Source organism: Burkholderia lata (assembly GCF_000012945.1).
GTDB lineage: Bacteria > Pseudomonadota > Gammaproteobacteria > Burkholderiales > Burkholderiaceae > Burkholderia > Burkholderia lata.
Window position 1 is genome coordinate 140356 of record NC_007510.1, and the last position, 24916, is coordinate 165271.

21 protein-coding genes are annotated in these 24916 nt (G+C 68.6%); 13 read left to right on the plus strand and 8 right to left on the minus strand.

The genetic code is table 11. The annotated features are described in order from the left end of the window. Positions 1–136: 136 nt before the first annotated feature. Genes BCEP18194_RS06545 through BCEP18194_RS06555 form a run of 3 tightly spaced genes read left to right on the plus strand, consistent with a single transcriptional unit; the run spans position 137 to position 3583 of the window. Positions 137–1291: a pyridoxal phosphate-dependent aminotransferase gene (locus BCEP18194_RS06545; protein WP_011350537.1), complete on the plus strand. Its 1155-nt coding sequence runs from the start codon at positions 137–139 to the stop codon at positions 1289–1291. A gap of 57 nt (positions 1292–1348) precedes the next feature. Further along, entirely contained in the window at positions 1349–2137 is a 789-nt protein-coding gene (locus tag BCEP18194_RS06550; protein ID WP_011350538.1) for an ABC transporter substrate-binding protein, read from the plus strand. A 15-nt stretch (positions 2138–2152) separates the two neighbouring features. Then, a complete protein-coding gene (locus BCEP18194_RS06555) occupies positions 2153–3583 on the plus strand; it encodes an FAD-binding oxidoreductase (RefSeq protein ID WP_011350539.1) in 1431 nt (476 codons plus the stop codon). Positions 3584–3628: 45 nt separating this feature from the next. Here the strand turns inward: BCEP18194_RS06555 and BCEP18194_RS06560 are convergent, their stop codons facing one another. The 3 genes from BCEP18194_RS06560 to BCEP18194_RS42035 all read right to left on the minus strand — a co-directional run bounded on the left by BCEP18194_RS06560 (position 3629) and on the right by BCEP18194_RS42035 (position 5048). Beyond that, positions 3629–4201 (minus strand): PadR family transcriptional regulator, encoded by a 573-nt coding sequence (locus BCEP18194_RS06560; protein WP_011350540.1) that lies wholly within the window; start codon positions 4199–4201, stop codon positions 3629–3631. A 68-nt stretch (positions 4202–4269) separates the two neighbouring features. After that, positions 4270–4701 carry a Cd(II)/Pb(II)-responsive transcriptional regulator gene (gene cadR / locus BCEP18194_RS06565; RefSeq protein ID WP_011350541.1) on the minus strand — a complete coding sequence of 144 codons (432 nt, stop codon included), beginning with the start codon at positions 4699–4701 and terminating at the stop codon, positions 4270–4272. A gap of 59 nt (positions 4702–4760) precedes the next feature. After that, positions 4761–5048, minus strand: coding sequence for a hypothetical protein (locus BCEP18194_RS42035; protein ID WP_244272912.1), 288 nt, complete (start codon positions 5046–5048; stop codon positions 4761–4763). An 18-nt stretch (positions 5049–5066) separates the two neighbouring features. On the opposite strand from BCEP18194_RS42035, the gene BCEP18194_RS06570 reads away from it, so the two are divergent. Then, a complete protein-coding gene (locus tag BCEP18194_RS06570; protein WP_244272914.1) occupies positions 5067–7382 on the plus strand; it encodes a heavy metal translocating P-type ATPase in 2316 nt (771 codons plus the stop codon). Positions 7383–7392: 10 nt separating this feature from the next. Continuing rightward, entirely contained in the window at positions 7393–7764 is a 372-nt protein-coding gene (locus BCEP18194_RS06575; RefSeq protein ID WP_011350543.1) for a zinc ribbon domain-containing protein, read from the plus strand. Positions 7765–7849: 85 nt separating this feature from the next. On the opposite strand, the gene BCEP18194_RS06580 is transcribed toward BCEP18194_RS06575, so the two are convergent. Beyond that, the gene (locus BCEP18194_RS06580) at positions 7850–8728 is read right to left on the minus strand and encodes an AraC family transcriptional regulator (protein WP_011350544.1); all 879 of its coding nucleotides are present in this window, start codon (positions 8726–8728) and stop codon (positions 7850–7852) included. A 277-nt stretch (positions 8729–9005) separates the two neighbouring features. Between BCEP18194_RS06580 and BCEP18194_RS06585 the strand changes: the two genes are divergently transcribed. The 4 genes from BCEP18194_RS06585 to eutC all read left to right on the plus strand — a co-directional run bounded on the left by BCEP18194_RS06585 (position 9006) and on the right by eutC (position 14348). After that, entirely contained in the window at positions 9006–10469 is a 1464-nt protein-coding gene (locus BCEP18194_RS06585) for a mechanosensitive ion channel (protein ID WP_011350545.1), read from the plus strand. Between the two features lie 187 nt (positions 10470–10656). After that, positions 10657–12069, plus strand: coding sequence for an ethanolamine permease (gene eat / locus BCEP18194_RS06590; protein WP_011350546.1), 1413 nt, complete (start codon positions 10657–10659; stop codon positions 12067–12069). 90 nt (positions 12070–12159) lie between these two features. Next, a complete protein-coding gene (locus BCEP18194_RS06595; protein WP_011350547.1) occupies positions 12160–13557 on the plus strand; it encodes an ethanolamine ammonia-lyase subunit EutB in 1398 nt (465 codons plus the stop codon). Then, positions 13554–14348, plus strand: a complete 795-nt coding sequence (eutC, locus tag BCEP18194_RS06600) for an ethanolamine ammonia-lyase subunit EutC (RefSeq protein ID WP_011350548.1) — start codon at positions 13554–13556, stop codon at positions 14346–14348. The genes BCEP18194_RS06595 and eutC overlap by 4 nt, the downstream gene beginning before the upstream one ends. A 69-nt stretch (positions 14349–14417) precedes the next feature. Here eutC and BCEP18194_RS06605 read toward each other — a convergent pair whose 3' ends face one another. Further along, positions 14418–15302, minus strand: coding sequence for a LysR family transcriptional regulator (locus tag BCEP18194_RS06605; RefSeq protein WP_011350549.1), 885 nt, complete (start codon positions 15300–15302; stop codon positions 14418–14420). 155 nt (positions 15303–15457) lie between these two features. Here BCEP18194_RS06605 and BCEP18194_RS06610 point away from each other — a divergent pair, with 155 nt between their 5' ends. Continuing rightward, positions 15458–17071 (plus strand): MFS transporter, encoded by a 1614-nt coding sequence (locus BCEP18194_RS06610; protein ID WP_011350550.1) that lies wholly within the window; start codon positions 15458–15460, stop codon positions 17069–17071. A gap of 99 nt (positions 17072–17170) precedes the next feature. Here BCEP18194_RS06610 and BCEP18194_RS06615 read toward each other — a convergent pair whose 3' ends face one another. Next, complete coding sequence (locus tag BCEP18194_RS06615; RefSeq protein ID WP_011350551.1) at positions 17171–17599, minus strand: pyridoxamine 5'-phosphate oxidase family protein; 429 nt, start codon at positions 17597–17599, stop codon at positions 17171–17173. A 322-nt stretch (positions 17600–17921) separates the two neighbouring features. Between BCEP18194_RS06615 and exaC the strand changes: the two genes are divergently transcribed. The 3 genes from exaC to BCEP18194_RS06630 all read left to right on the plus strand — a co-directional run bounded on the left by exaC (position 17922) and on the right by BCEP18194_RS06630 (position 21568). Continuing rightward, a complete protein-coding gene (exaC, locus tag BCEP18194_RS06620; RefSeq protein WP_011350552.1) occupies positions 17922–19448 on the plus strand; it encodes an acetaldehyde dehydrogenase ExaC in 1527 nt (508 codons plus the stop codon). A 315-nt stretch (positions 19449–19763) separates the two neighbouring features. Continuing rightward, the gene (locus BCEP18194_RS06625; RefSeq protein ID WP_011350553.1) at positions 19764–20318 is read left to right on the plus strand and encodes a hypothetical protein; all 555 of its coding nucleotides are present in this window, start codon (positions 19764–19766) and stop codon (positions 20316–20318) included. A gap of 215 nt (positions 20319–20533) precedes the next feature. Beyond that, a complete protein-coding gene (locus BCEP18194_RS06630; protein ID WP_011350554.1) occupies positions 20534–21568 on the plus strand; it encodes a helix-turn-helix domain-containing protein in 1035 nt (344 codons plus the stop codon). Between the two features lie 320 nt (positions 21569–21888). Here the strand turns inward: BCEP18194_RS06630 and BCEP18194_RS06635 are convergent, their stop codons facing one another. Both BCEP18194_RS06635 and BCEP18194_RS06640 read right to left on the minus strand, forming a co-directional pair. Next, the gene (locus BCEP18194_RS06635) at positions 21889–22986 is read right to left on the minus strand and encodes a glycosyltransferase family 9 protein (RefSeq protein WP_011350555.1); all 1098 of its coding nucleotides are present in this window, start codon (positions 22984–22986) and stop codon (positions 21889–21891) included. Continuing rightward, a complete protein-coding gene (locus tag BCEP18194_RS06640) occupies positions 22983–24686 on the minus strand; it encodes a thiamine pyrophosphate-binding protein (protein WP_011350556.1) in 1704 nt (567 codons plus the stop codon). Before BCEP18194_RS06640 ends, BCEP18194_RS06635 begins: the two co-directional genes overlap by 4 nt. Positions 24687–24916 lie beyond the last annotated feature (230 nt).

Genomic DNA, 24916 nt, shown 5'->3' on the forward strand with positions numbered 1-24916 from the left:
GAGCCATGAGAAAAATGCATGGCTGCCATGACGAACTTTCGATTGTCCACCGATATTGGCTCGGGCTAAATCGTGCGGCAGATGCAGGCCGTGCGCGTCGCGCGCGGCCGCCCGAAGGACATCAGAAGGAGGAGTCATGCGAAGCGCGACCGCGCCCCGTTCGAAACTGCCCGACGTCGGGACGACGATCTTCACGGTGATCGGCCAACTGGCTGCTCAGCACGATGCGTTGAACCTGTCGCAGGGTGCGCCGAATTTCGCGCCCGATCCGTCGCTCGTCGAAGGCGTCGCGCGCGCGATGCGCGACGGGCACAACCAGTACGCGCCGATGGCCGGCGTCATGGCGCTGCGCGAGCGGCTCGCCGAAAAGACCGAGGCGCTGTACGGGACGCACTACGACCCGGCCACCGAGATCACGGTGATCGCGAGCGCGAGCGAAGGGCTCTACGCGGCGATCAGCGCGCTCGTGCACCCGGGCGACGAGGTGATCTACTTCGAGCCGTCGTTCGACAGCTATGCGCCGATCGTGCGGCTGCAGGGCGCGACGCCGGTGGCGATCAAGCTGTCGCCCGAGCATTTCCGCGTGAACTGGGACGAAGTCGCCGCGGCGATCAACCCGCGCACGCGGATGATCATCGTCAACACGCCGCACAACCCGACCGCGACCGTATTCTCGGCCGACGATCTCGAACGGCTCGCGCAGCTCACGCGCGATACCGGCATCGTGATCCTGTCCGACGAGGTCTACGAGCACGTCGTGTTCGACGGCGCGCAGCACCAGAGCATGGCGCGCCATCGCGAGCTGGCCGAGCGCAGCGTGATCGTGTCGTCGTTCGGCAAGTCGTTCCACGTGACGGGCTGGCGGGTCGGCCATTGCGTCGCGCCGGCCGAGCTGATGGACGAGATCCGCAAGGTGCACCAGTTCATGGTGTTCGCGGCCGACACGCCGATGCAGGTCGCGTTCGCGGAGATCCTCGCGCGACCGGACAGCTATCTCGGCCTGTCGGCGTTCTACCAGGCCAAGCGCGACCTGCTCGCGCGCGAGCTGGCCGATTCCCGTTTCGAGCTGCTGCCGAGCGAAGGCTCGTTCTTCATGCTCGCGCGCTTTCGCCACTTCTCGGACGAAAGCGACAGCGATTTCGTGCTGCGCCTGATCCGCGACGCGCGCGTCGCGACGATTCCGCTGTCGGCGTTCTACACCGACGGCACCGACGCCGGCGTGATCCGGCTCAGTTTTTCGAAGGACGACGCGACGCTGGTCGAAGGCGCGCGGCGGCTGCGTTCGCTGTAAAGCCCGTACGTAAACCAGCGACGGGAGCGTCGCATCGACCAGACACAGGAGATCACGATGAAGCACACGGCCACCCTGAAACTCGCGTTCGCACTCGCGTGCGCAATCGGCTCGGGCGCGGCGCTCGCCGATGCGCAGACGCTGCGCTTCGGCCTCGAGGCGCAATACCCGCCGTTCGAATCGAAAGCGCCGAACGGCGACCTGCAGGGCTTCGACATCGACGTCGGCAACGCGGTCTGCAAGACGGCGCAGTTGTCGTGCAAATGGGTCGAGACGTCGTTCGACGGCCTGATTCCCGCGCTGCAGGGCCGCAAGTTCGACGCGATCAATTCGGCGATGAACGCGACCGAGCAGCGGCGCCAGGCGATCGATTTCACGACGATCATCTATCGCGTGCCGACCCAGCTGATCGCGCGTACGGGCAGCGGCCTGCTGCCGACGCCGGAATCGCTGAAGGGCAAGCGTGTCGGCGTGCTGCAGGCGTCGATCCAGGAAACCTTCGCGAAGGCGCACTGGGAGCCGGCCGGCGTCGCGGTCGTCGCGTACCAGGACCAGAACCAGGCGTACGCGGACCTCGTGTCGGGCCGTCTCGACGCGACGCTCGTGCTCGCACCGTCCGGCCAGCGCGGCTTCCTGTCGCGCCCGGACGGCAAGGGCTTCTCGTTCGTCGGCCAGCCCGTGCGCGACGACAAGATCCTCGGCAGCGGCATCGCATTCGGGCTGCGCAAAGGCGACAGCGCGCTGAAGGCGAAACTCGATGCGGCGATCGACAAGCTGAAGGCGGACGGCACGGTGAAGTCGCTCGGCCTGAAGTATTTCGGCGATATCGACATCTCGGCGAAGTAAGCGGAGCCGCACGCGATGCAGAACCGGAACACGGCCGCCGCGGGTGGCGAACAGGGCGACGCATCGCTGTCGGGCGACGCGATCGATGCCGTGCTCGTCGCGGAACTGGGCGATGCGCTCGTCACGCGCCCGGTCGACATCGATCCGCGTTATTTCACGGCGTACAACGAGCCGGCCGGCGTGCGGCCGCGCGCGCTGGTGCGCCCGCGCAGCGTCGACGACGTGTCGCGCACGCTCGCGCTGTGCGCGCGGCTCGGCCAGCCGGTCGTGCCGCAGGGCGGCCTGACGGGGCTCGCGCGCGGCGCGGTCGCGCTTGGCGGCGAGGTCGTGTTGTCGATGGAACGCTTCGCGGGCATCGAGGCGCTCGACGTGGCGGCCGGCACGATGATCGTGCGCGCCGGGACGCCGCTGCAGACGGTGCAGGAAGCCGCGGAAGCGGCGGGTTTCACGTTCGGCGTCGATCTCGGCGCACGCGGCTCATGCCAGATCGGCGGGATGCTCGCGACCAACGCGGGCGGCACGCGCGCGATCCGCTACGGGATGATGCGCGAGCAGGTGCTCGGGCTCGAGACCGTGCTCGCGGACGGCACGGTCGTGTCGTCGATGAACCGGATGCTGAAGAACAACGCGGGCTACGACCTGAAGCAGCTGTTCATCGGCAGCGAGGGGACGCTCGGCGTCGTCACGCGGGCGGTGCTGCGGCTGCATCCGTTGCTCGCTGCGCCGGCCACGGCGCTCTGCCGCGTGCGCGACTACGACGCGGTGGTCGCGCTGTGGAACCGCGTGCGCATGCTGCCGGAGGTCGTCAGTTTCGAGGCGATGTGGCCGGCGTTCTACGACTACGTCGCGCGTCACACGCCGGGCGCTGCGGCGCCGTTTGTCGGCGACGAGGGCTTCGCGATCCTGATCGAATGCGCGACGAGCGCACCGGGCGGCGACGCGCACCAGGCACTGGAAAACGGTCTCGCGGCGGGGTTCGACGCAGGGCTCGTGGAGGATGCGGTGCTCGCGACGTCGGAGCGGCAGGCGCGCGACTTGTGGACGCTGCGCGAAGGCCTCGCGATCGACGCGCTGCCACATCTCGTCAACTTCGACGTGAGCCTGCCGACAGGCGAACTCGGCGCGTTCGCCGAGCGCTGCGAGGCGGCGTTGCGTTCACGCTGGCCGGATGTCACGTGCCTGTTCTTCGGCCATGTCGGCGACGGCAACGTGCATATCGGCGTGTCGCTGGCCGGGATGACCGATACGGACCTCGATGCGCTCGATCACTGCGTGTATGCGGTGGTGCGTGACATGGGAGGCTCGGTATCGGCCGAGCACGGGATCGGCGTGCTCAAGCGTCCCTATCTCGCGCATACGCGCAGTGACGCGGAAATCGGATTGATGCGATGCCTGAAGGCCGCGCTGGATCCGCTCGGCATCCTGAATCCCGGCAAGGTGCTTTGATCGCGGCGATGCGCGTTGCCGGCGGGAGCTGGCCCGCGTGACGCGTCAGCCGTCCACCCAGCGCAGCGCGCCGATCTTGATGTGTTCGACGACGCTGCGCGCCCACTCGAGTTCGGCATTGAGCAGCACGAGCGCGTGCTCGTTCTGCAGCAGGAACAGGCGCGGCACCTGGTCGGCTTGCGCGGTGGCGCGCAGCGTTTCAAGGCGCGCGCGCTCGGCATCGAGCCGGGCGATCCGAAGCTCGAGCTGGTGGCGTGCGTCTTCGGCGTCGAGCAGCGGCAGGAACGCGAGACCGGCGCCGAACGCCGGAAATTCACGCGCGGGTTCCGCGAGCAGGGCATGCAGCCACGCCTGCCCTGCCGTGTGCCCGGCCTCGGTCAGCGCATACAGCGTGCGCTCCGGAAACGCCCCGTCGCGCTCGGTGTCGTGCACGGCGATCATCCCGTCGCGCAGCAGCCGGTCGATCGTCTGGTAGAGGCTCGTGCGCTGGCGCACGTTGACGACTTCGTCGTACCCGCGAGCCTTCAGTTGCTGCAGCATCCCGTATGGATGCATCGGCGTTTCGGTCAGCGTCGCGAGGACGGCCAGCGCAAGCGGGGACGGGCGGCTGGTGGACATGAATAGTTATTTAATATCTAGTAAGGATATAACTATTCTCAACCAGACTATCATATTTCACAAGGGTTTCAGCCGAGGTGCGAGCGCTTCGCGGCCGGGGCGACGGTTTCCATCGTCGCGAGACCGTGCACGATGCCGCAATCCTCGACCGAATGCTCGCCGACACACTGGCGGCGCAATTCGGTGAGCTGGTCGCGCAGATGCGTGAGTTCCGCGAGGCGCGCGTCGACGTGCCCGATGTGTTCGTCGAGCAGCGAATTGATCGAATCGCAGGGATCGGCCGGCGTGTCGGTGAGCTGCAGCAGCGCGCGGATTTCATCGTGCGCCATGTCGAGCGCGCGGCAGTTGCGGATGAAGCGCAGCCGTTCGACATGCACGTCGGTGTAGTTGCGGTAGTTCGAGTCGGTGCGCTCCGCATCCGGCATCAGACCCTCTTTCTCGTAGAAACGGATCGTCTCGGGGGTGCAGCGGGCCGCTTTGGCCAGTTCGCCGATCTTCATGCCTTTCTCCCGTGTAAGGGTTGACCTTGTAGTGGCTTCAGGGTGTTAACTCTACACCGTTAGCCATTGAGGAGGTTGTCATGACCGACGCCCAGCGTACCCACGACCCACGACACCGTCATGCCGGCGGCGGCGCCCCGTGCTGCGCCGACGCGCACGATACGGATACGGCCACCGTCGCCGATGCGGCGCCGGCGGCCGGCGAGCACGCGCACGGCAAGGCTGCCTCGCGCGGCCACGACCATGATCACGATCACGGCCATGCACACGACGATACGCATGTGCACGGTGCATCGTGTTCGCACGGGCATGCCGAGCATGGCGATGCCGGCCACGATCACGATCATGCACACGACGACAAGCATGTGCATGGCACGGCGTGCTCGCATGATCACGCAGCGCATGACCATACCGGTCACGACCACGACCACGACCACGACCACGACCACGACCACGACCACGACCACGCGGCCGGCGACTGCTGCGCGCCTGCCGCGCTGACGCTCGCGCCGCTGCCGGTCGCGCAGGCGACCGCGTCGGGCCACGTGCGCTCCGCGTTCCGGATCATGCAGATGGACTGCCCGACCGAGGAAACGCTGATCCGCAAGAAGCTCGGCGGGATGAGCGAAGTGTCGGCGCTCGAGTTCAACCTGATGCAGCGGATGCTGACGGTCGAGCACGTGCCGGACGCCCAGCCGGCGATCGAAAGCGCGATCCGCTCGCTCGGGATGACGCCCGAGGCGGCAGCGCCCGGCGCACCGGCCGCGCGTGTCGCCGACGCGCCCGCGAAGCCGTGGTGGCCGCTGGCGCTGGCCGGCGTTGCCGCGATCGCGTCCGAAGGCGCGACCTGGGCCGGCCTGCCCGTGTGGCTGTCGGCGGCGCTTGCGCTCGCGGCGGTGCTCGCGTGCGGGCTCACCACCTACAAGAAGGGCTGGATCGCGATCCGCAACGGCAACCTGAACATCAACGCGCTGATGAGCATCGCGGTGACGGGCGCGATGGCGATCGGCCAGTGGCCGGAAGCCGCGATGGTGATGGTGCTGTTCACGATCGCCGAGCTGATCGAAGCGAAGTCGCTCGACCGCGCCCGCAATGCGATCCAGGGCCTGATGCAGCTCGCGCCGGACACCGCGACCGTGCAGGACGCCGACGGATCGTGGCGCACGGTCGAGGCCGCGCAGGTGGCGCTCGGCGCGGTCGTGCGCGTGAAGCCGGGCGAGCGGATCGGGCTGGACGGCGAAGTCGTCGCGGGCCGCTCGACGGTGAACCAGGCGCCGATCACCGGCGAGAGCCTGCCCGTCGAAAAGACGACCGGCGACGCCGTGTACGCGGGCACGATCAACGAGTCGGGTTCGTTCGAATATCGCGTGACGGCCGTCGCGGCCAACTCGACGCTCGCGCGGATCATCCATGCGGTTGAAGAAGCCCAAGGCGCGAAGGCGCCGACGCAGCGCTTCGTCGACCAGTTCGCACGCGTCTACACGCCGATCGTGTTCGCAGTCGCGCTGCTGGTTGCCGTGGTGCCGCCGATCGTCATGGGCGGTGCGTGGCACGACTGGATCTACCGCGCGCTGGTGCTGCTCGTGATCGCGTGCCCGTGCGCGCTGGTGATCTCGACGCCGGTGACGATCGTGTCGGGGCTCGCGGCCGCGGCGCGACGCGGGATTCTCGTGAAGGGCGGCGTCTATCTGGAAGAAGGGCGCAAGCTCGCGTGGCTCGCGCTCGACAAGACCGGCACGATCACGCACGGCAAGCCGGTGCAGACCGACTTCGACCTGCATGCGGACGACGCCGATGAGGCGCGTGTACGGCACCTCGGCGCGAGCCTTGCGGCGCGCTCCGATCACCCGGTGTCGCAGGCGATCGCAACGGCTGCCCGCGACGCCGGTACGACGGCATTCGCCGATGTGCAGGACTTCGAAGCGATCGTCGGGCGCGGCGTGCGCGGCACGATCGACGGCACGCGCTACTGGCTCGGCAACCACCGCCTCGTCGAGGAGCTCGAGCGCTGCTCGACGGCCCTCGAAGCGAAGCTCGATGCGCTCGAGCGGCAGGGCAAGAGCGTCGTGGTGCTGGTCGACGAAGTGCGCGTGCTCGGCATCTTCGCGGTGGCGGACACGATCAAGGACACGAGCCGCGCGGCGATCGCCGATCTGCATGCGCTCGGCATCCGCACCGCGATGCTGACCGGCGACAACCCGCATACCGCGCAGGCGATCGCACAGCAGGCCGGTATCGACGACGCGCGCGGCAACCAGCTGCCGGAAGACAAGCTCGCGGCGGTCGAGGAGCTGTCGGCCGGCGGCGCGGGCGCGGTCGGGATGGTCGGCGACGGGATCAACGATGCACCGGCGCTCGCGCGTGCCGACATCGGCTTCGCGATGGGCGCGATGGGCACCGACACCGCAATCGAGACGGCCGACGTCGCGCTGATGGACGACGACCTGCGCAAGATTCCCGCGTTCGTGCGGCTGTCGCGTGCGACGCATCGTGTGCTGGTGCAGAACATCGGCTTCGCGCTCGGCGTGAAGATCGTGTTCCTCGGCCTCACAGTCGCGGGGCTCGGCACGATGTGGATGGCGGTCTTCGCCGACGCGGGCGCAAGCCTGATCGTCGTGGCCAACGGTTTGCGGCTGCTGTCGTCCTCGGGGGCGTTCGGCAGCGCGCAGGCCAAGCGTTGAGGAGCAGGCGATGAGCTTTCTGAAACGAATTCTGGGCGGCCACGGCGGTGGTCATGGCGGCGGGCACGGCAACAACAGCGGCCACGGTGGCGGGCATCACGGCGGGCAGCGCCAGGACGGGCAAGGCGGCCACGATGCGCGCGGTCGCGATCGCTACGGCTGGGGCTGGCAGGCGCCGGCCGATAGCCGAAGCGGGCAGGCCGGTGGCAACGTGCCGCTGAGCCAGCTCGCCTGTGCGGGTTGCGGCGCGCTCAATGCGTCGGATGCGCGTTTCTGTGCGCAGTGCGGTGCCGCGCAACGCGGCAAGTCCTGCAGCCGCTGCCACTCGGCGCTGGCGGCCGACGCGCGTTTTTGCCCCGGGTGCGGGACGCAGGCTGCGTAAGGCAGTTTGTCCGCGCATTCGCGCCGGCGGCGCGTGAACGCCCGCCGGCGCGATTCGTTTCAGGGAGCGGCGTACCGCCTGTCGATCAGCGCAGCGGCAGGTAGATCTCGGTGCGCAGGTCGGCTGGCGCCGCATCCATCGGCGTATTGAGGTACAGCTCGAACGGCGGTGCGTCGGCGGCTTCGCGACCCGAGTGACGCAGCCAGTCGCCATAGAGCCACTGGTACGCCGTCTTCAGGTCCGCATACGGCCCCGTATGCAGCAGCACCGCGTATTCGCCGCCGGCTACCGTCGCGTGCTCCACCGGCGGCGCGGATTCGACGTCAGGCGCACCGTCGGCCGGCATGAAGCAGGCCTTCGCGCGCAACTGCGCTTCGGGTGTCGTGTCCGGATCGTCGTAAAAAATGCCGATCATCTTCGCGCCGGGGCCGATCAACCCGTGCTGCCCGACCCACGCGCCGATTCGCATGAACGCTTCGCTGACCTTCAAGTACGAACCGGTGTGCGCCACTGCATAGCCGTGTAATTCCGGTAGCTGCCGGATCTCGACTTCATGCTTGAACATGTCTTCTTCTCCTCGCTGTAACGGATAGATGGGCCGGTGGCTGCCCGTGCGCCGATGCTGCACGGGAGGCACGCCGTATGCGTCGCGAAACGCCCGCGCGAACGCGTGCGTCGAACCGTAGCCTGCGCGCCGCGCGATTTCGTCGATCGGCCGCGCCGTGCACACGAGATCCTCGGACGCGCGCACGATCCGCATCCGCCGCACCGTCAGCACGATCGACTCGCCATACAGCGCGCGATAGACGCGCTGCCAGTGATACGGCGACAGGCACGCGACTTCGGCGAGCCGGTTCAGGTCGAGGGGGCCGTCGAGGTGCGCGTGGATGTACTCGTGGACGCGCGCCACGCTCGCCGCATAGCGAAGCCAGGCGGGCTGGTCGGGTTTCGTTGCGGCGGTCATCGGCGTGTCCGGGCGGGAACCGACGTCACGGTAGCACGGGCCGAATGGATAAATCTTGCGGAAATGCGTAGGAGGCCGACAAATCAGGCCCTTTTTTATTTCGACGAAATGGGGTCTTGCCCCCCGGCGATCTATGACTAAAGTTAAAGACGGTGAAATCGGGTGATCGCGTCATTTTTCTCGGGTAAGTTGCTCCGTCGGGGCAGCACGTTTTTCGAAGTACGCAGGTAGTTCGTCGATGTTCAATCGCAACACCACGTTTTCGGGAGAAGAAGAAATGGATGCTTCCAGCTTCATCACGTCGCTGCAGACCACGCTAGGGGGGTATCTGCCAAAGATCGCCGGCGCGATCGGCATCCTGGTGATCGGCTGGCTGATCGCCGTCGTGGTGCGGGCCGGCGCGATGCGCCTGCTCGGCGCGCTGAAGGTCGACCAGCGGATCAACGAAAGCACCGGCCAGGGCGCCTGCGTCGAGCGCATCATCGCAGGCGGCCTGTTCTGGCTCGTGCTGCTCGTCACCGCGGTGGGCATCTTTAACGTGCTCAACCTGTACGCGGTCTCCAACCCGTTCTCGCTGCTCGTCACCCACATCGTCAACTACCTGCCGAACCTGATTGGCGGCGGGGCGCTGACGCTGATCGCGTGGCTCATTGCGTCGCTGCTGCGCAGCCTCGCGAACCGCGCGCTGAAGGCGAGCAAGATCGACGACAAGCTGTCCGAAGGCGCCGGCATGCAGCCGATGAGCGGCTATCTCGGCGACGTGCTGTTCTGGCTCGTGATCCTGATGTTCCTGCCGGCGATCCTCGCGTCGTTCGCGCTGTCGGGGCTGCTGTCGCCGGTGCAGGGGATGGTCGACAAGCTGCTCGCGATCGTGCCGAACCTGTTCGCGGCCGCGGTGATCGGCATCGTCGGCTGGATCGTCGCGCGCGTGCTGCGCGGCCTCGTGACGAACCTGCTCGTCGCCGCCGGCGCCGACCGCCTCACGCAGGGCCTCGACAGCCCGACGCCCGTGCGCGTGTCGAGCCTGGTCGGCACGATCGTCTACGTGTTCGTGTTCGTGCCGACGCTGATCTCCGCGCTCGACGCACTGAAGATCGACGCGATCTCGGTGCCGGCCACCAACATGCTGAACCAGTTCCTCGGCGCGGTGCCGGACATCGTCGCGGCGATCGTGATCGTGCTCGTGACGTTCTACTTCGCGCGCTTCGTCGCGTCGCTCGCGCAGAAGCTGCTGGAAGCCGCGGGCGCCGACGGGCTGCCGGCCGTGCTCGGCGTCGAGCGCGTGTTCTCGGGGATCCTGCAGCCGTCGGTGCTGGTCGCGCGGCTGATCGTGTTCTTCGCGATGCTGTTTGCGTCGGTCGAAGCCGCGAACCGGCTCGGCTTCTCGCAGGTGCGCGACGTCGTCACGCTGTTCATCGAATTCGGCGGCCACGTGCTGATGGGCGGCGTGATCCTCGTGATCGGCGTGTGGCTCGCGGGCCTTGCGCGCCGCGTGATCGAGCAGGCCGACCGCGAGCACAGCGTGCTGTTCGCGCGCGTCGCGCAATTCGCGATCCTGGGCCTCGTGTTTGCGATGGGGCTGCGCGCGATGGGCATCGCGAACGAGATCGTGCAGCTCGCGTTCGGCCTCGTGCTCGGCGCGATCGCGGTGGCGGTGGCGCTGTCGTTCGGTCTTGGCGGGCGCGAAGCGGCCGGCAAGCTGCTCGACCGCTGGTTCAACCAGCGCGGCGGCGGCCAGTAAGCGTGGCAATCCGGCCGCATGGAACGCGGCCGGTGCGCAGTCGCAACGAACGCGGCCGGCATTTCCGTCAGCGAAATGTCAGCCGCGATCTTTGCCGAATTTCGATAACACGTCGTTTAATGACTCTCTAGCATCGATTCTCAGTCGCGCAGGCCGCCAGGCCCGGCGCCTTTGAGGAGAGAGTCCGATGAAAGCAGAGTCGAATGGCCGGCCCGCCGCCGGCGCCAAGTCGTCCGGCCAGCCCGCGCTGCAGCAGACGCTCGGGACCTGGCAACTGTGGGGCATTGCGGTCGGCCTCGTGATTTCCGGCGAATACTTCGGCTGGAGTTACGGCTGGGCAAGCGCCGGCACGCTGGGTTTCGTCGTCACCGCGCTGTTCGTCGCGGCGATGTACACGACCTTCATTTTCAGTTTCACCGAGCTGACGACGTCGATCCCGCACGCGGGCGGCCCGTTCGCGTATGCGCGCCGTGCGTTCGGCCCGACCGGCGGCTATCTCGCCGGTGCCGCGACACTCGTCGAGTTCGTGTTCGCACCGCCCGCGATCGCGCTTGCGATCGGCGCTTACCTGCACGTGCAGTTCCCCGGCCTCGAGCCCAAGCATGCGGCGATGGGTGCGTATCTCGTGTTCATGGCGCTGAACATCGTCGGCGTCCAGATCGCGGCCACCTTCGAGCTGGTCGTCACGCTGCTCGCGATCTTCGAGCTGCTGGTGTTCATGGGCGTCGTGTCGCCGGGCTTCGCGTGGAGCAACTTCATGAAGGGCGGCTGGTCGGGCGCCGATCATTTCAGCGTGGGCGCGTTCCACGGGATGTTCGCGGCGATCCCGTTCGCGATCTGGTTCTTCCTCGCGATCGAAGGCGTCGCAATGGCCGCCGAGGAAGCGAAGAACCCGAAGCGCTCGATTCCGATCGCCTACGTGGCCGGGATCCTGACCCTCGTTGCGCTGGCGATCGGCGTGATGGTGTTCGCCGGCGGCGCGGGCGACTGGACCAAGCTCGCGAACATCAACGACCCGCTGCCGCAGGCGATGAAGTACATCGTCGGCGCGAACAGCGGCTGGATGCACATGCTCGTGTGGCTCGGGCTGTTCGGGCTGGTCGCGTCGTTCCACGGGATCATCCTCGGCTATTCGCGCCAGATCTTCGCGCTGGCCCGCGAAGGCTACCTGCCCGAATGGCTGGCGAAGGTGCATCCGCGCTTCAAGACGCCTTACCGCGCGATCCTCGCGGGCGGCGTGGTCGGCATCGCGGCGATCTACAGCGACGAGCTGATCCAGTTCGGCGGGCAGACGCTGACCGCGAATATCGTGACGATGTCGGTATTCGGTGCGATCGTGATGTATATCGTGAGCATGGCGTCGCTGTTCAAGCTGCGCCGCTCGCAGCCGAATCTCGAACGGCCGTTCCGCGCGCCGCTGTACCCGATCTTCCCGGCGTTCGCGATCCTGGCCGCGCTCGTCTGTCTCGCGACGATGGTGGTCTTCAACGGGCTGGTCGCGCTGGTGTTCCTCGGCTTCCTCGCGTTCGGCTACGCGTACTTCCTCGCGACGCGTTCGCAGCGTGCAAGTGCGCCGGGCGACGTGCTGCTGGAGGAGTGAGCAGGATGAAGGTGAACGGCCGTCCCTGACGGCATCCGGCGCGCCCCGTCGAACGGGCGCGCCGTCGGCTTTTGGCAAGGAGACTCGCAGATGTCCTATACGGAGACGATCGGTCCGCGCACGTACCGTTTCGCGGACCTGAAGACGCTGCTCGCGAAAGCGAGCCCGCTGCGTTCCGGCGACCAGCTCGCCGGTGTCGCGGCGGCGAGCGAGGAGGAGCGCGTCGCCGCGAAGATCGCGCTCGCGGGCGTGCCGCTGAAGGCATTCCTGAGCGAAGCGGTGATTCCGTATGAAGACGACGAGGTCACGCGCCTCATCGTCGACGATCACGACGCGCAGGCATTCGCGGAAATCTCGCACCTCACCGTCGGCGATTTCCGCAACTGGCTGCTGTCGCCGGCGGCCGACTGCGCGGCGCTCGAACGGATCGCGCCGGGCCTCACGCCCGAGATGGTCGCGGCGGTGTCGAAGCTGATGCGCAACCAGGACCTGATCGCGGCGGCGAGGAAGCGCCGCGTCGTCACGCGCTTTCGCAACACGGTCGGGCTGCCGGGCCGGATGTCGGTGCGGCTGCAGCCGAACCACCCGACCGACGACGTGAAGGGCATCGCCGCATCGATGCTCGACGGGCTGATGTACGGCTGCGGCGACGCGATGATTGGCATCAACCCGGCCACCGACAGCCTCGCGGCGATCGTGAAGCTGCTCGCGATGATCGACGGCTTCCGCGAACGCTACGGCGTGCCGACGCAGTCGTGCGTGCTCACGCACGTGACCAACACGATCGCGGCGGTCGAGAAGGGCGCGCCGGTCGACCTCGTGTTCCAGTCGATCGCGGGCACCGAGAAGGCGAACGCGAGCTTCGGCATCTCGCTCGCGCTGCTCGGCGAGGCGCGCGAGGCTGCGTTGTCGCTCAAGCGAGGCACGGTCGGCAACAACCTGATGTACTTCGAGACGGGGCAAGGCAGTGCGCTGTCGGCAAACGCGCATTTCGGTGTCGATCAGCAGACCTGCGAAGTGCGCGCGTATGCGGTGGCGCGCAAGTTCGAGCCGTTCCTCGTGAACACAGTGGTCGGCTTCATCGGACCCGAATACCTGTACGACGGCAAGCAGATCATCCGAGCGGGCCTCGAGGATCACTTCTGCGGGAAGCTGCTCGGCGTGCCGATGGGCTGCGACATCTGCTACACGAACCACGCGGAAGCCGACTCGGACGACATGGATACGCTGCTCACGCTGCTCGGTGCGGCCGGCATCAACTTCATCATGGGGATTCCGGGCGCGGACGACGTGATGCTGAACTATCAGAGCACGTCGTTCCACGACCAGCTCTACGTGCGCGAGGTGCTCGGGTTGCGCCGCGCGCCGGAATTCGAGGAGTGGCTGGAGACGATGGAGATCGCCGACGCGCACGGTGCGTTGCGCGCCGCGACGTCGCGTGTGCCGCTGCTCGCGGGCGCGAACGACTGGATGGGGATTTCGGCATGAGCGACGCCGTCGAGAAGAACCCGTGGGCGCAGCTGAAGTCGTTCACGAATGCGCGGATCGCGCTCGGCCGCGCGGGCAACAGCCTGCCGACCGCGCCGCTGCTCGCGTTCAACCTGTCGCATGCGCAGGCGCGCGACGCGGTGCACCAGCCGCTCGACTCCGATGCGCTGCGGCGCGAGCTCGATGCGGCCGGCTTCGCGACGCTCGGCGTGCAGAGCGCCGCGCCTGATCGCCAGCATTACCTGCGCCGGCCCGACCTCGGCCGCAAGCTGTCCGATGAAGGGCGCGCATTGCTGGCTGCGCACGGCGACGCGGCGAGCGGTGACGGACCGGACGTCGTGTTCGTGGTCGGCGACGGGCTGTCGGCGTTCGCGGCCGCGAAGCAGGCACTGCCGTTGCTGCAGGCCGTGCGGCCGCGGCTCGATGCGGACGACTGGCGGATCGGCCCGGTGGTGGTCGCGACGCAGGCGCGCGTCGCGCTCGGCGACGAGATCGGCGAACTGCTGCGCGCGAAGGTCGTCGCGATGCTGATCGGCGAACGGCCGGGGCTCAGCTCGCCGGACAGCCTCGGCGTGTACCTGACGTGGGCGCCGAAGGTGGGCTGCCACGATGCGCTGCGCAACTGCATCTCGAACGTGCGGCCCGAAGGGCTGCCGTACGCGGGGGCCGCGCACAAGCTGCACTACCTGATGACGCATGCGCGCCGGCTCGGGCTGACGGGCGTCGGGCTGAAGGACGACAGTGATGCGTTGCTGCCGCAGGCGGAGGCGGAGCGGATCGGGGCCGACTGAAAAGGGGCGCGCGCGAGGCGTCGCTGCCGCGTCGCGGCATTCGCGCCGTTCGGGCGGCCCGCGGGGTGGCTACCTGAACAGCCGCTCGCACAGAAAGTCGACGAACACGCGCAGCTTTGGCGACAACTGCCGGCTCGACGGCCACACGATCGAGAATTGGCCCGGCGCGATCCGGTAGTCGTCGAGTACGGTAACGAGCTCGCCGTGCTCCAGCGCGTCGCGCGCGAGGAAGTCGGGCATGTAGCCGATGCCGAGCCCCGCGAGCACGGTGCCACGCAGCGCTTCCATGTTGTTGCAGGTCAGCGCGGTGCGTAGCTTCAGTGGCGTGCCGTCGTCGGCTGCTAGCGCCCAGTCCTGCAGCTTGCCGGTGGTCGGGAAGCAGTAGCGCACGCACTCGTGCGCTTCGAGATCGCGCGGCGTGCGCGGGGTGCCGGCCTGCGCAAGATACGCAGGCGTCGCGCACAGCACGAACGCGAACGGGCCGAGCCGCCGCGACATCAGGCTCGAATCCGACAGCGGGCCGCTGCGGATCACCGCGTCGAAGCCGCCTTCGACGACATCCACCATCCGGTCGTTGAAATCGAGATCGAGCTCGACGTCCGGGTAGCGCTGCCGGAATTCGGGCAGCACCGGCAGCAGGAACCGGTAGCCGATCACCGGCAGGCTCACGCGCAGCCTGCCGCGCGGGCGCTGTGCGGAGGCCGTTACGGTCGCTTCCGCGTCGCGGAAATCCTCGAGGATTCGCTGGCAGCGTTCGTAGAAGTGCCGCCCTTCTTCGGTGAGCGTGACGCGCCGCGTCGTGCGGTTGAACAGCCGCACGCCGAGCGACTGCTCGAGTTTCGCGATCGTCTTGCCGACTGCCGACGCCGAGATGCCGAGCGTGCGGCCGGCCGCGACGAAGCTCAGTGCTTCCGCGGTGCGGACGAAGGCGACGATGCCGGTCAGGTTGTCCATCGAATCGAAGGGGGTGCGCCGACGCACGTAGTCGAGTGAATTGCGGAATTTTAGTCCGTTATATGCGGAGCTTTGCGTGGTTTTTCGCGGATTGAATCGGATTTATCTTCTGTCGCTCTGACGGCGTATCCGCGCCGGCCTTTTGAGGAGCGATGATGGATCACCTTTTTTCAGCCGCTTCGGACCTGTCGACACGCCGGCGTGCGTGGGTGCTGGCCGCCGTCTGCATGGCGGCCGTCGCGCTGCCGCTGTCGTTTTCGGGCGGCGCGGTCGCGACGCCCGCGATCGGCCGTGACCTGCACGGCGGGACGGTCGCGATGAACTGGATCACCAACGCGTTCATGCTCGCGTTCGGCAGCTTCCTGATGGCGGCCGGCGCGCTGGCCGACCAGTTCGGCCGCAAGCGCCTGTTCGCGATCGGCGTTGGCGGCTTCACGCTGATGTCGGTCGCGCTCGCGTTCGCGCCGTCGATGCTCGCGGTTGACCTGCTGCGCGCCGCGCAGGGGCTCGCGGCGGCGGCGGCGCTCGCGGGCGGCACAGCCGCGCTCGCGCAGGAGTTCGACGGCGCGGCGCGCACGCGCGCGTTCAGCCTGCTCGGCACGACTTTCGGGATCGGGCTCGCGTTCGGGCCCGTGCTGGCCGGTGCGCTGATCGGGCATTACGGCTGGCGCGCGATCTTCGTGACGAGCGCGGTGGCCGGCGGGCTGTCGCTGGTATTCGGGCTGCCGCGCATGCACGAGTCGCGCGACCCGCATGCGACGGGGCTCGACTGGCCCGGCACGGCCGCGTTCACCACCGCGCTGACGCTGTTCACATTCGGCGTGATCGAGGCACCCGCGCGCGGCGGGTCGAGCCCGCTGGTGATCGCGCTGCTGGCAGGCGCGGCGCTCGGCGCGTGTGCGTTTGTCGCGATCGAGACGCGGGTCGCGCGGCCGATGCTCGACCTGTCGCTGTTCCGGATCGCACGCTTCGTCGGCGTGCAGGTGCTGCCGGTGTCGACCTGCTGCTGCTACATCGTGCTGCTTGTCGTGCTGCCGCTGCGCTTCATCGGCATCGACGGGTTCAGCGAGATCGACGCCGGCTGGCTGATGCTCGCGATTTCCGCACCGATGCTGGTCGTGCCGTTTGTCGCGGCCACGCTCACGCGCTGGCTGTCGGCGGGCGTGATATCAGGGCTCGGGCTTCTGATCGCTGCGGCCGGGCTCGTGTGGCTGGGTATCGCACTGCGCGGCGGTGCGGGGGCCGCGGCGATCGCGCCGATGGTGACGATCGGCGTCGGGGCCGGCATGCCGTGGGGGCTGATGGACGGACTGTCGGTGAGCGTCGTGCCGAAGGAACGCGCGGGGATGGCGACGGGGATTTTCAGCACGACGCGCGTGGCCGGCGAGGGGATCGCGCTCGCGATCGTTGGTGCAGTGCTGGCTGGGCTCGCGCGGACGGGGTTGGCGCAAGCGGCTGGTGCTGGCGGTACGCCTGACGCGACGCTGCGTGCGGCGGCGCGGCTCGCAACCGGTGATCTCGCGGGTGCGGCGGATGCGTTGCCCGGGGTTGGACATGCGGTGCTGCTTGCGAGTTATACGCATGCGTTCGATCGGTTGTTGATCGGGTTGGCAGTCGTGACGGTGCTGTGTGCGGGGGTGGTGTTTGCGTTTCTTGGTGGGCGGCCGGCGGCTACCGAAACGGGTGACGACTCCGACGAGCACGCGCATGCCGACGTGCCTGTCCGCAGCCGGATCGGAGCGGCTTGTGCGGAGACGCGCGGGCGTTGAGCCTCGCGTCGTCGCACACGGGCGCTCCGGCCACGGCGGCCGGAGCGCCGTCTTATTTCGTTGTCGCTGCATTCACACGCCGGCGATCCGACTCGCCCATCACGCCAGCACCAGCGGCGGCAGCGCCGCATCCGCCCGTGCCTGCGCCTGTGCCACTTCAACCACCACATAGCGCCGCGCATCAGGCCACAGATGCGCACGGCTTCCCGCATCCTCGTCGATCGTCGCGCGCCCCTGCACGAGCCAGGTCGTCTGCCGCACGAAGTCGACGAACAGCAGCGCGATGGCCGGATTCACGAGCAGGTTGCCGATCGTGTTGAACAGGTTGTTTCCCGCGAAGTCGGGCAGCACGAGCGTGCGGCGGTCGGGCATGTCGACGAGCGGCTCGAACGAGCCGTCCGTGCGTGGCTGGCGGCCGCGGTACGAGCAGTCGCTGTTGCCGTCCGCGTCGGCGGTCGCGACGATCAGGAACGCCTGCTCGCGGATGAACGCGATGGCGTCGTCGGTCAGGGGGCCGCGGTCGTTCATGGTGTCGGTCGGCGCACACGCCGTTGCGTGGGAATGCGCATTGCGCACGCAATCGACATGCCACGCGGCGTGGCCTGCATCCGCGCGCCAGTGCGCCGGCGCACTGTGGAAAATTCGAACACCGTCCCGGCGCGCTGCGCAGTCGCGCTGTTCAGAATCGGCACACCCGCCATGCTGCGTCGGTGAACATGGCACGGTGCGCACGCGGGCCGGCCGTGGTCGCCGTGCTTCCGTCCTGCGTGGCACGCATGTTGCGTAAGCGAGGGCAGCGCAATTCCAACCGGCGCTGTACTCACACAAGCACGATGAACAGGAGACATGTATGAACCCGTTTGACCTGAAGCAACTGGGCCTCGACGTCGAATACCCGTACCGTCAGCAATACGACAACTACATCGGCGGCAAGTGGGTTCCGCCGGTGAAAGGTGAGTACTTCGAGAACGTGTCGCCGATCAACGGCCAGCCGTTTTGCCGCATCCCGCGCTCGGGCACCGACGACATCGAGCTGGCGCTGGACGCCGCGCATGCCGCGCGACGCAAGTGGGGCAAGACGTCCGTCGCGGAACGCGCGAACCTGCTGCTCGCCGCCGCCGACCGGATGGAAAAGAACCTGAAGCTGCTGGCCGTGGCCGAGACGATCGACAATGGCAAGCCGCTGCGCGAGACGATGGCGGCCGACCTGCCGCTCGCAGTCGACCACTTCCGCTATTTCGCGGGCTGCATCCGCGCGCAGGAAGGCGGCATCTCCGAAATCGACGACAACACCGTCGCGTATCACTTCCACGAGCCGCTCGGCGTCGTCGGCCAGATCATCCCGTGGAACTTCCCGCTGCTGATGGCCGCGTGGAAGCTCGCGCCGGCGCTCGCGGCCGGCTGCTGCGTGGTGATGAAGCCGGCCGAGCAGACGCCTGCGTCGGTGCTGGTGCTGATGGAGCTGATCGGCGACCTGTTCCCGGCCGGCACGATCAACATCGTGAACGGCTTCGGCAAGGAAGCGGGCGAAGCGCTCGCGACCAGCAAGCGCATCGCGAAGATCGCATTCACCGGCTCGACGCCGGTCGGCAAGCACATCCTGCGCGCGGCGGCTGACAGCCTGATCCCGTCGACGGTCGAACTGGGCGGCAAGAGCCCGAACATCTTCTTCGCCGACGTGCTCGACCAGGACGACGCGTTCCTCGACAAGGCGCTCGAAGGGCTCGCGATGTTCGCGCTGAACCAGGGCGAAGTGTGTACGTGCCCGTCGCGGATCCTGATCCAGGAATCGATCTACGAGAAGTTCATCGAGAAGGCGGTCGCGCGCGTCGAACGCATCAAGGCCGGCCACCCGCTCGACCTGCAGACGATGATCGGCGCGCAGGCATCGCAGCAGCAACTCGACAAGATCCTGTCGTACATCGACATCGGCCGCGGCGAAGGCGCGCAATGCCTGACGGGCGGCGAGCGCACGGCGCCGGCTGCGGAACTCGGCACGGGCTACTACGTGAAGCCGACGATGCTGCTCGGCAACAACAAGATGCGCGTGTTCCAGGAAGAGATCTTCGGGCCGGTCGCGTCGGTGATGACGTTCAAGGACGAGCAGGACGCGATCGAACTCGCGAACGACACGTTCTACGGGCTCGGCGCGGGCGTGTGGACGCGCAACGGCACGCGTGCGTACCGGATGGGCCGCGAGGTCGAAGCCGGCCGAGTGTGGACCAACTGCTACCACCTGTATCCCGCGCACGCGGCGTTCGGCGGCTACAAGCAGTCGGGGATCGGCCGCGAGACGCACAAGATGGCGCTGTCGAATTATCAGCAGACGAAGTGCCTGCTGGTGAGCTACCAGGCCGAGGCGCTCGGGTTCTTCTGATCCGCGCGTGGGTGTCCTGGCCGGCTGACGGTGGTATGCGTCGGCCGGTCGGGTCGCCGTCTTGAGCGGCCAAGCTTCGGATGCCGGATGGTCGTGAAACGCGTGTCGCGCCGGGCGGCGGCGGTTGCCTGGCCGACGACCGGTACGCGGATGCGCACCGTGCGACCGACCGGCGATCCGGAGATTCGCCGTTTCCGCCCATCCGCATCGCAACCCGGCACCGGCCGCGCATTGCCGCGGCCTTCGCCGGAAACGATACCGATGGTCGTTTGCTCGCGGCGGCAAGTTGAGCCGGCGCGCCGGACATAAAACCCCATGTCAGAACCGCCCCGAACCTATCCGCGCCATCCCGTGTTCCACGCGGGCGAACTCGACGCGCATCACCGCTTTGGCGTCGCCGACGAAGCCGAGCGGATGAGCGACGTCGTGACGACGCGGCTGAGCATCGGCGTACGGCAGTTCATCGAGACGCAGCCCTTCATGTTCGTCGGCACGGCGTGCGGCGGGCAGGCGGGCGTGACCTGCGACATCGTGCAGAGCCGGCGCGACGCGAACGGCGACCTGCTGCCGGTCGTGCGCGTGATCGACACGAAGACGCTGCGCTTCGTTCTGCCGGTGTACGGCGAGAGCGACGGCGGGCGGGTCGACGCGGCGGGGTGCAATGGCAGCGGCGTCGGGTTGCTGTTCGTCGATTTCATGCGCGGTATCCGTTACCGGATCAACGGGCGCGCGACGCTGTGTACGGATCTGTCCGAGGCGGACGCAGCGCCGTGGCCGGCCGGCAGTGCGATCGTCGAGTTGGCGGTTACGCAGGCGTACGGCAATTGCGGCACGCGGGTCGTGCGGCTGCGGCCCGCGAACGGTGGCTAGCCGGCCGCCGCGTATCGCCGAAGGGTGGCGCGTACCGGGTGCGCCGGCGTGGCGCGTGCCGCACTGGCGGGGTGCGTGCGGCAGGGCGTTTGGGTACGCGTGCGTGGCGCGCACAGTCCGTGAAGCATCGAATGACGGGCTTTGCGCAGGTCGCGCAGGGTTCGGCACGGGACTTGCGTGACAGGCGCGGTTCCGGGCAGGAGAGGGAGGACACGATGGACCAACACGTGGCGTGCAGCGAAGAACCGACGGCCGAAGACACGCGGCGCAACGCGCAGGGCGACGATGCGCTGGCCGGGCAGGCGGTCGTCAGCGTCGCGCATGACGCCGACGAGCAGGCGCGCAACCTGATCGGCTGGCGGCAGACCTACGACCAGCTCGCGGCTGGCCGTTTCGTCGGCACACTGACCGAGCTGCCGCTCGACACGATGAAGCTGTTTCGCGAATCGACGAGCCACCTGCTGCGCCAGGCGTGCGAGGTGCGCGGCGATGCGTACTGGTTCGGCATCCCGCTCGTGTGCGACGGCACCGCGCGTGTCGATGCGTGCCGCATCGGGCCGGGTGCGCTCGCGTTCCGGCCCGGCAACGTCGAATTCGAACTGGTGACGCCCGCGCAGTTTTCGATCTACGGCATCGTCGTGCGCGGCGACGTGCTGCGCCACTATGCGGAGGAGGTCGAGCGCCGCGCGCTCGACGAGCGGCTGTTCACGCAGCGCGTGATGCAGGTCGGCGATGCGCGGCTCGCGCGCCTGTGTGCGCTGCTCGGCCGCCGGCTCGATGGGGCGGTGGCGATGGCCGGCCCGCTGGCCGACGCGCAGCGCGACGACCTGCAGGCGGAGGTGCTGGCCGCGCTGTTCGACGTGTGCGCGCAACCGGCCGACGATGACACCGGCCGTGCGCCGTCGATGCGCCGCTGGATCGTCGAACAGGCACGCGACTACGTGCTCGCGCACCGTACGCGCCCGGTCGGCGTGCCCGAGCTGTGCGAGCAATTGCACGTGAGCCGGCGCACGCTGCAGTACTGCTTCCAGGACGTGCTCGGCATGGCGCCCGCCACCTATCTGCGCACGCTGCGGCTGAATGGCGCGCGGCGTGACCTGTGCGGCCGCGCGGCCGGTTCGGTGCAGGACGTGGCGGAGGCGTGGGGCTTCTGGCATCTCAGCCAGTTCGCGACCGATTACCGGCGGCTGTTCGGCAAGCGGCCGTCGGAGACGCTGCGCGATCGCGCGGTGATGGTGGCGGTGGGGTGAGCGTGGGGCGGTAGTCGAAGCGGTTTTGGCTTTGGCGTCGACGCTGGCTCCAGCTCCAGCCCGGCTCCAGCCCAGCCCAGCCCAGCCCAGCCCAGCCCAGCCCAGCCCAGCCCAGCCCAGCCCAGCCCAGCCCAGCCCAGTCCAGTCCAGTCCAGTCCAGTCCAGTCCAGTCCAGTCCAGTCCGGCTCCAGCCTGGCCCCGGCCCCGGCTCAGGCTCAGGCTCAGGCTCAGGCTCAGGCTCAGGCTCAGGCTCAGGCTCAGGCGGCGCGTACCCGCACCTACGCTTTCGGCCTCGCAACTGGCCACCGCACGCTGTTTCCCTATTCCGTCATAGCCGCCGCGTCGCGCGGCGCGGGCCACGCCAGCGCATCCCAGTCGATCGCGCGATAGGCAGCCTCGACCGCCGCGAGATCGGCCGGCCGTTCGCTGCGATGCAGCCCGCGCAATTCGGCGGGCACGTCGAGCGCGACCGGCACGCAATGCGGATAGTCGCGCACGCGCAGCGCCGGCCCGATCGTCGTGAAGCACGCGAGCGTCGGCACGTCGAAACCGTCGGCGAGATGCAGTGCGGCCGTGTCGGGCGCGAACAGCAGGCTGGCACCCTTGACCCACGCGATGAACCGGGCCGTATCGTCGGCCGCATCGGCGCTCACGTCGACATAGGCGGGATGCGAAACGGGCCCGAACCCGGCCACCGGCAATCCGTAGCGCTGCGCGAGCTGCTCGACGAACATCGCCCGCAGCGCCGGCGGCACGCTGCGCAACGCGGTGCTCGCGGTCGGGCAGAACAGCACGTACGGGCGCCGCCAGTCCTCAGGCAACGCAGGCAGCGGCAGCCGCGCGAGCCAGCGGTTGCGCCTGGCCGACGCCGGTACCGACGCGGGCTCCACGCCGAGCGCGTCGAGGAAGAAATCGATCATCGGCAGCCGCGCGAAGGCGGGCCAGTACAGGTGATTGCCGACGTCGATGCACGCCGCATCCGCCGGCAGCGCGTCGGCGGGGTACGGCAGTGTGCGCGACGGCGCGACGATGTCGGCCGCGAGCGCATACAGCGCCTCGACATAGCGCGGCGCGCGGGCCGGCCGGTACAGCGTGAAGCGCAGGCCCGGGTGCGTCGTGCGCAGCGCGGCAAGGGCGGTGAGCCCGATCACCGAATCGCCGAGCGTGACACCCATCCCGTTGATCACATGCACGTGCCGTGCGCGGTCGTAGTCGAGCCGGAACGGCCGGTGCGCAGCGTGCAGCAGCCCACGCGCGGGCGCGGCCGGCACGTGGCCGACGGCAAGCGCGCCGCCGTGCTCGAGGTCGTAAGGCGCGACGAGCGTGCCGTCCGGTGCGAGCAGCGTGCCGGGGAGCGTGAGTGCGTCGTCGTGCGACAGTGCGACGTCGGGCGGCGCGGCGTGCGTGTCCACCGTCATCCGCCGCGTGCGCGGCGGCCCTGTTCGCGGATCTGCTCGAGCGTCGCGGCCGGCGTGCTGGCGTCCTGCGGAATACGGATCTCGATCAGCGCGGGCAGCCCGCAGGTCAGCGCGCGTTCGAGCGCGGGCGCGAAATCGGCGGTGCGCTCGACGGTCTCGCCATGCGCGCCGAACGCGCGCGCATACGCGGCGAAATCGGGATTCGTGAGCCCCGTGCCGTGCACGCGTCCCGGGTAGTTGCGCTCCTGATGCATGCGGATCGTGCCGAAATGCCCGTTGTTGACGACGATCACGACGATGTTCAGCCCGTACTGCATCGCGGTCGCGAGCTCGTTGCCGGCCATCATGAAGCAGCCATCGCCCGCGAGCGCGACGACGGCGCGCGACGGGTACAGCGACTTCGCGGCAAGCGCGGCTGGCACGCCGTAGCCCATCGCGCCGCTGGTCGGCGCGAGCTGCGAGCGGAAGTGCCGGTACGCGAAGTGGCGATGCAGCCAGATCGCATAGTTGCCGGCGCCGTTGGTGAGGATCGCGTCATGCGGCAGGCGCTCGCGCAGCTGCACCATCACGTCGCCGAGCTGGACGTCGCCGGGCATCGGCAGCGGCGCATGCCATTCGCGATACGCACGATGCGCGTCGGCAGCCGTGCCGGCCCACGCCGGGTGCTCGGGCGCCTCGAGCGCGGCGAGCGGCGCGGCGATCTCGGGCATGCCCGACACGATCGGCAGGTCGGCCGCATACACACGGCCGAGCTCGTCCGCGCCCTGGTGCACGTGGATCAGCGTCTGGCGCGTCTTCGGGATGTCGAGCAGCGTGTAGCCGCCGGTCGTCGCTTCGCCGAGGCGCGGCCCGATCACGAGCAGCAGGTCGGCGTCGCGGATGCGCTTCCCGAGCGCGGGGTTGATCCCGAGCCCGACGTCGCCCGCGTAGTTCGGGTGCGCGTTGTCGATCGTGTCCTGGTAGCGGAATGCGCAGGCCACCGGCAACTGCCAGCGCTCGACGAAGGTGCGCAGGTTCGCGCACGCGTCGGGCGTCCAGCCGCTGCCGCCGACGATCGCGAACGGCCGTTCCGCGCGCGCGAGCCGCTCGCGCAACTCGTCGAGCTGCGCGGCCGACGGCGCGGCCGCGACGCGCTTCGCGGCCGGCACGACGGGCTGCGGCGCGCATGCTTCGGACAGCACGTCTTCCGGCAGCGCGAGCACGACCGGGCCGGGCCTGCCGGACGTCGCGACGTGGAACGCATGGCTCAGGTATTCGGGAATGCGGCGCGGGTCGTCGATCTGCGCGACCCATTTCGCCATCTGGCCGAACATCCGCCGGTAGTCGATTTCCTGGAAGGCTTCGCGGTCGAGGTGCTCGCGCGCGCACTGGCCGACGAACAGGATCATCGGCGTCGAATCCTGGAACGCGGTGTGCACGCCGATCGACGCATGGGTCGCGCCGGGCCCGCGCGTGACGAATGCGATGCCGGGGCGGCCGGTCAGCTTGCCGACGGCCTCGGCCATGTTCGCGGCGGCCGCCTCGTGGCGGCAGACGACCGTCTGGATGCGGGCGGTGTCGTCCGCGAGCGCATCGAGTACGGCGAGGAAACTCTCGCCCGGCACGCAGAACACGCGTTCGACGTGATTGGCGAGCAACGCATCGACGAGCAGTCGCGCGCCGGTGGTGGCGGGCTGCTCGAGATCCTTGGAATGCGACATGGGCTGCCGTCTCCCTGGGTAGCGGGACGTACAGCTTACGCCCGTTGACGGGGCGCCGGTACGCCGGCCGCTGAAAAGTGTCGGAACACGTAGGGATTCAGCGCACGCACATCGGTTTCGGCCGAACGGCCAGCTTGTGCGTGCCTCCCCGACGCTGAAAAATCGAGCGCTACGAATGTGGAGCCGGCCTGCTTGGCGTGGGCGCCGCGGAAGCGGCCCTATCCGGACCG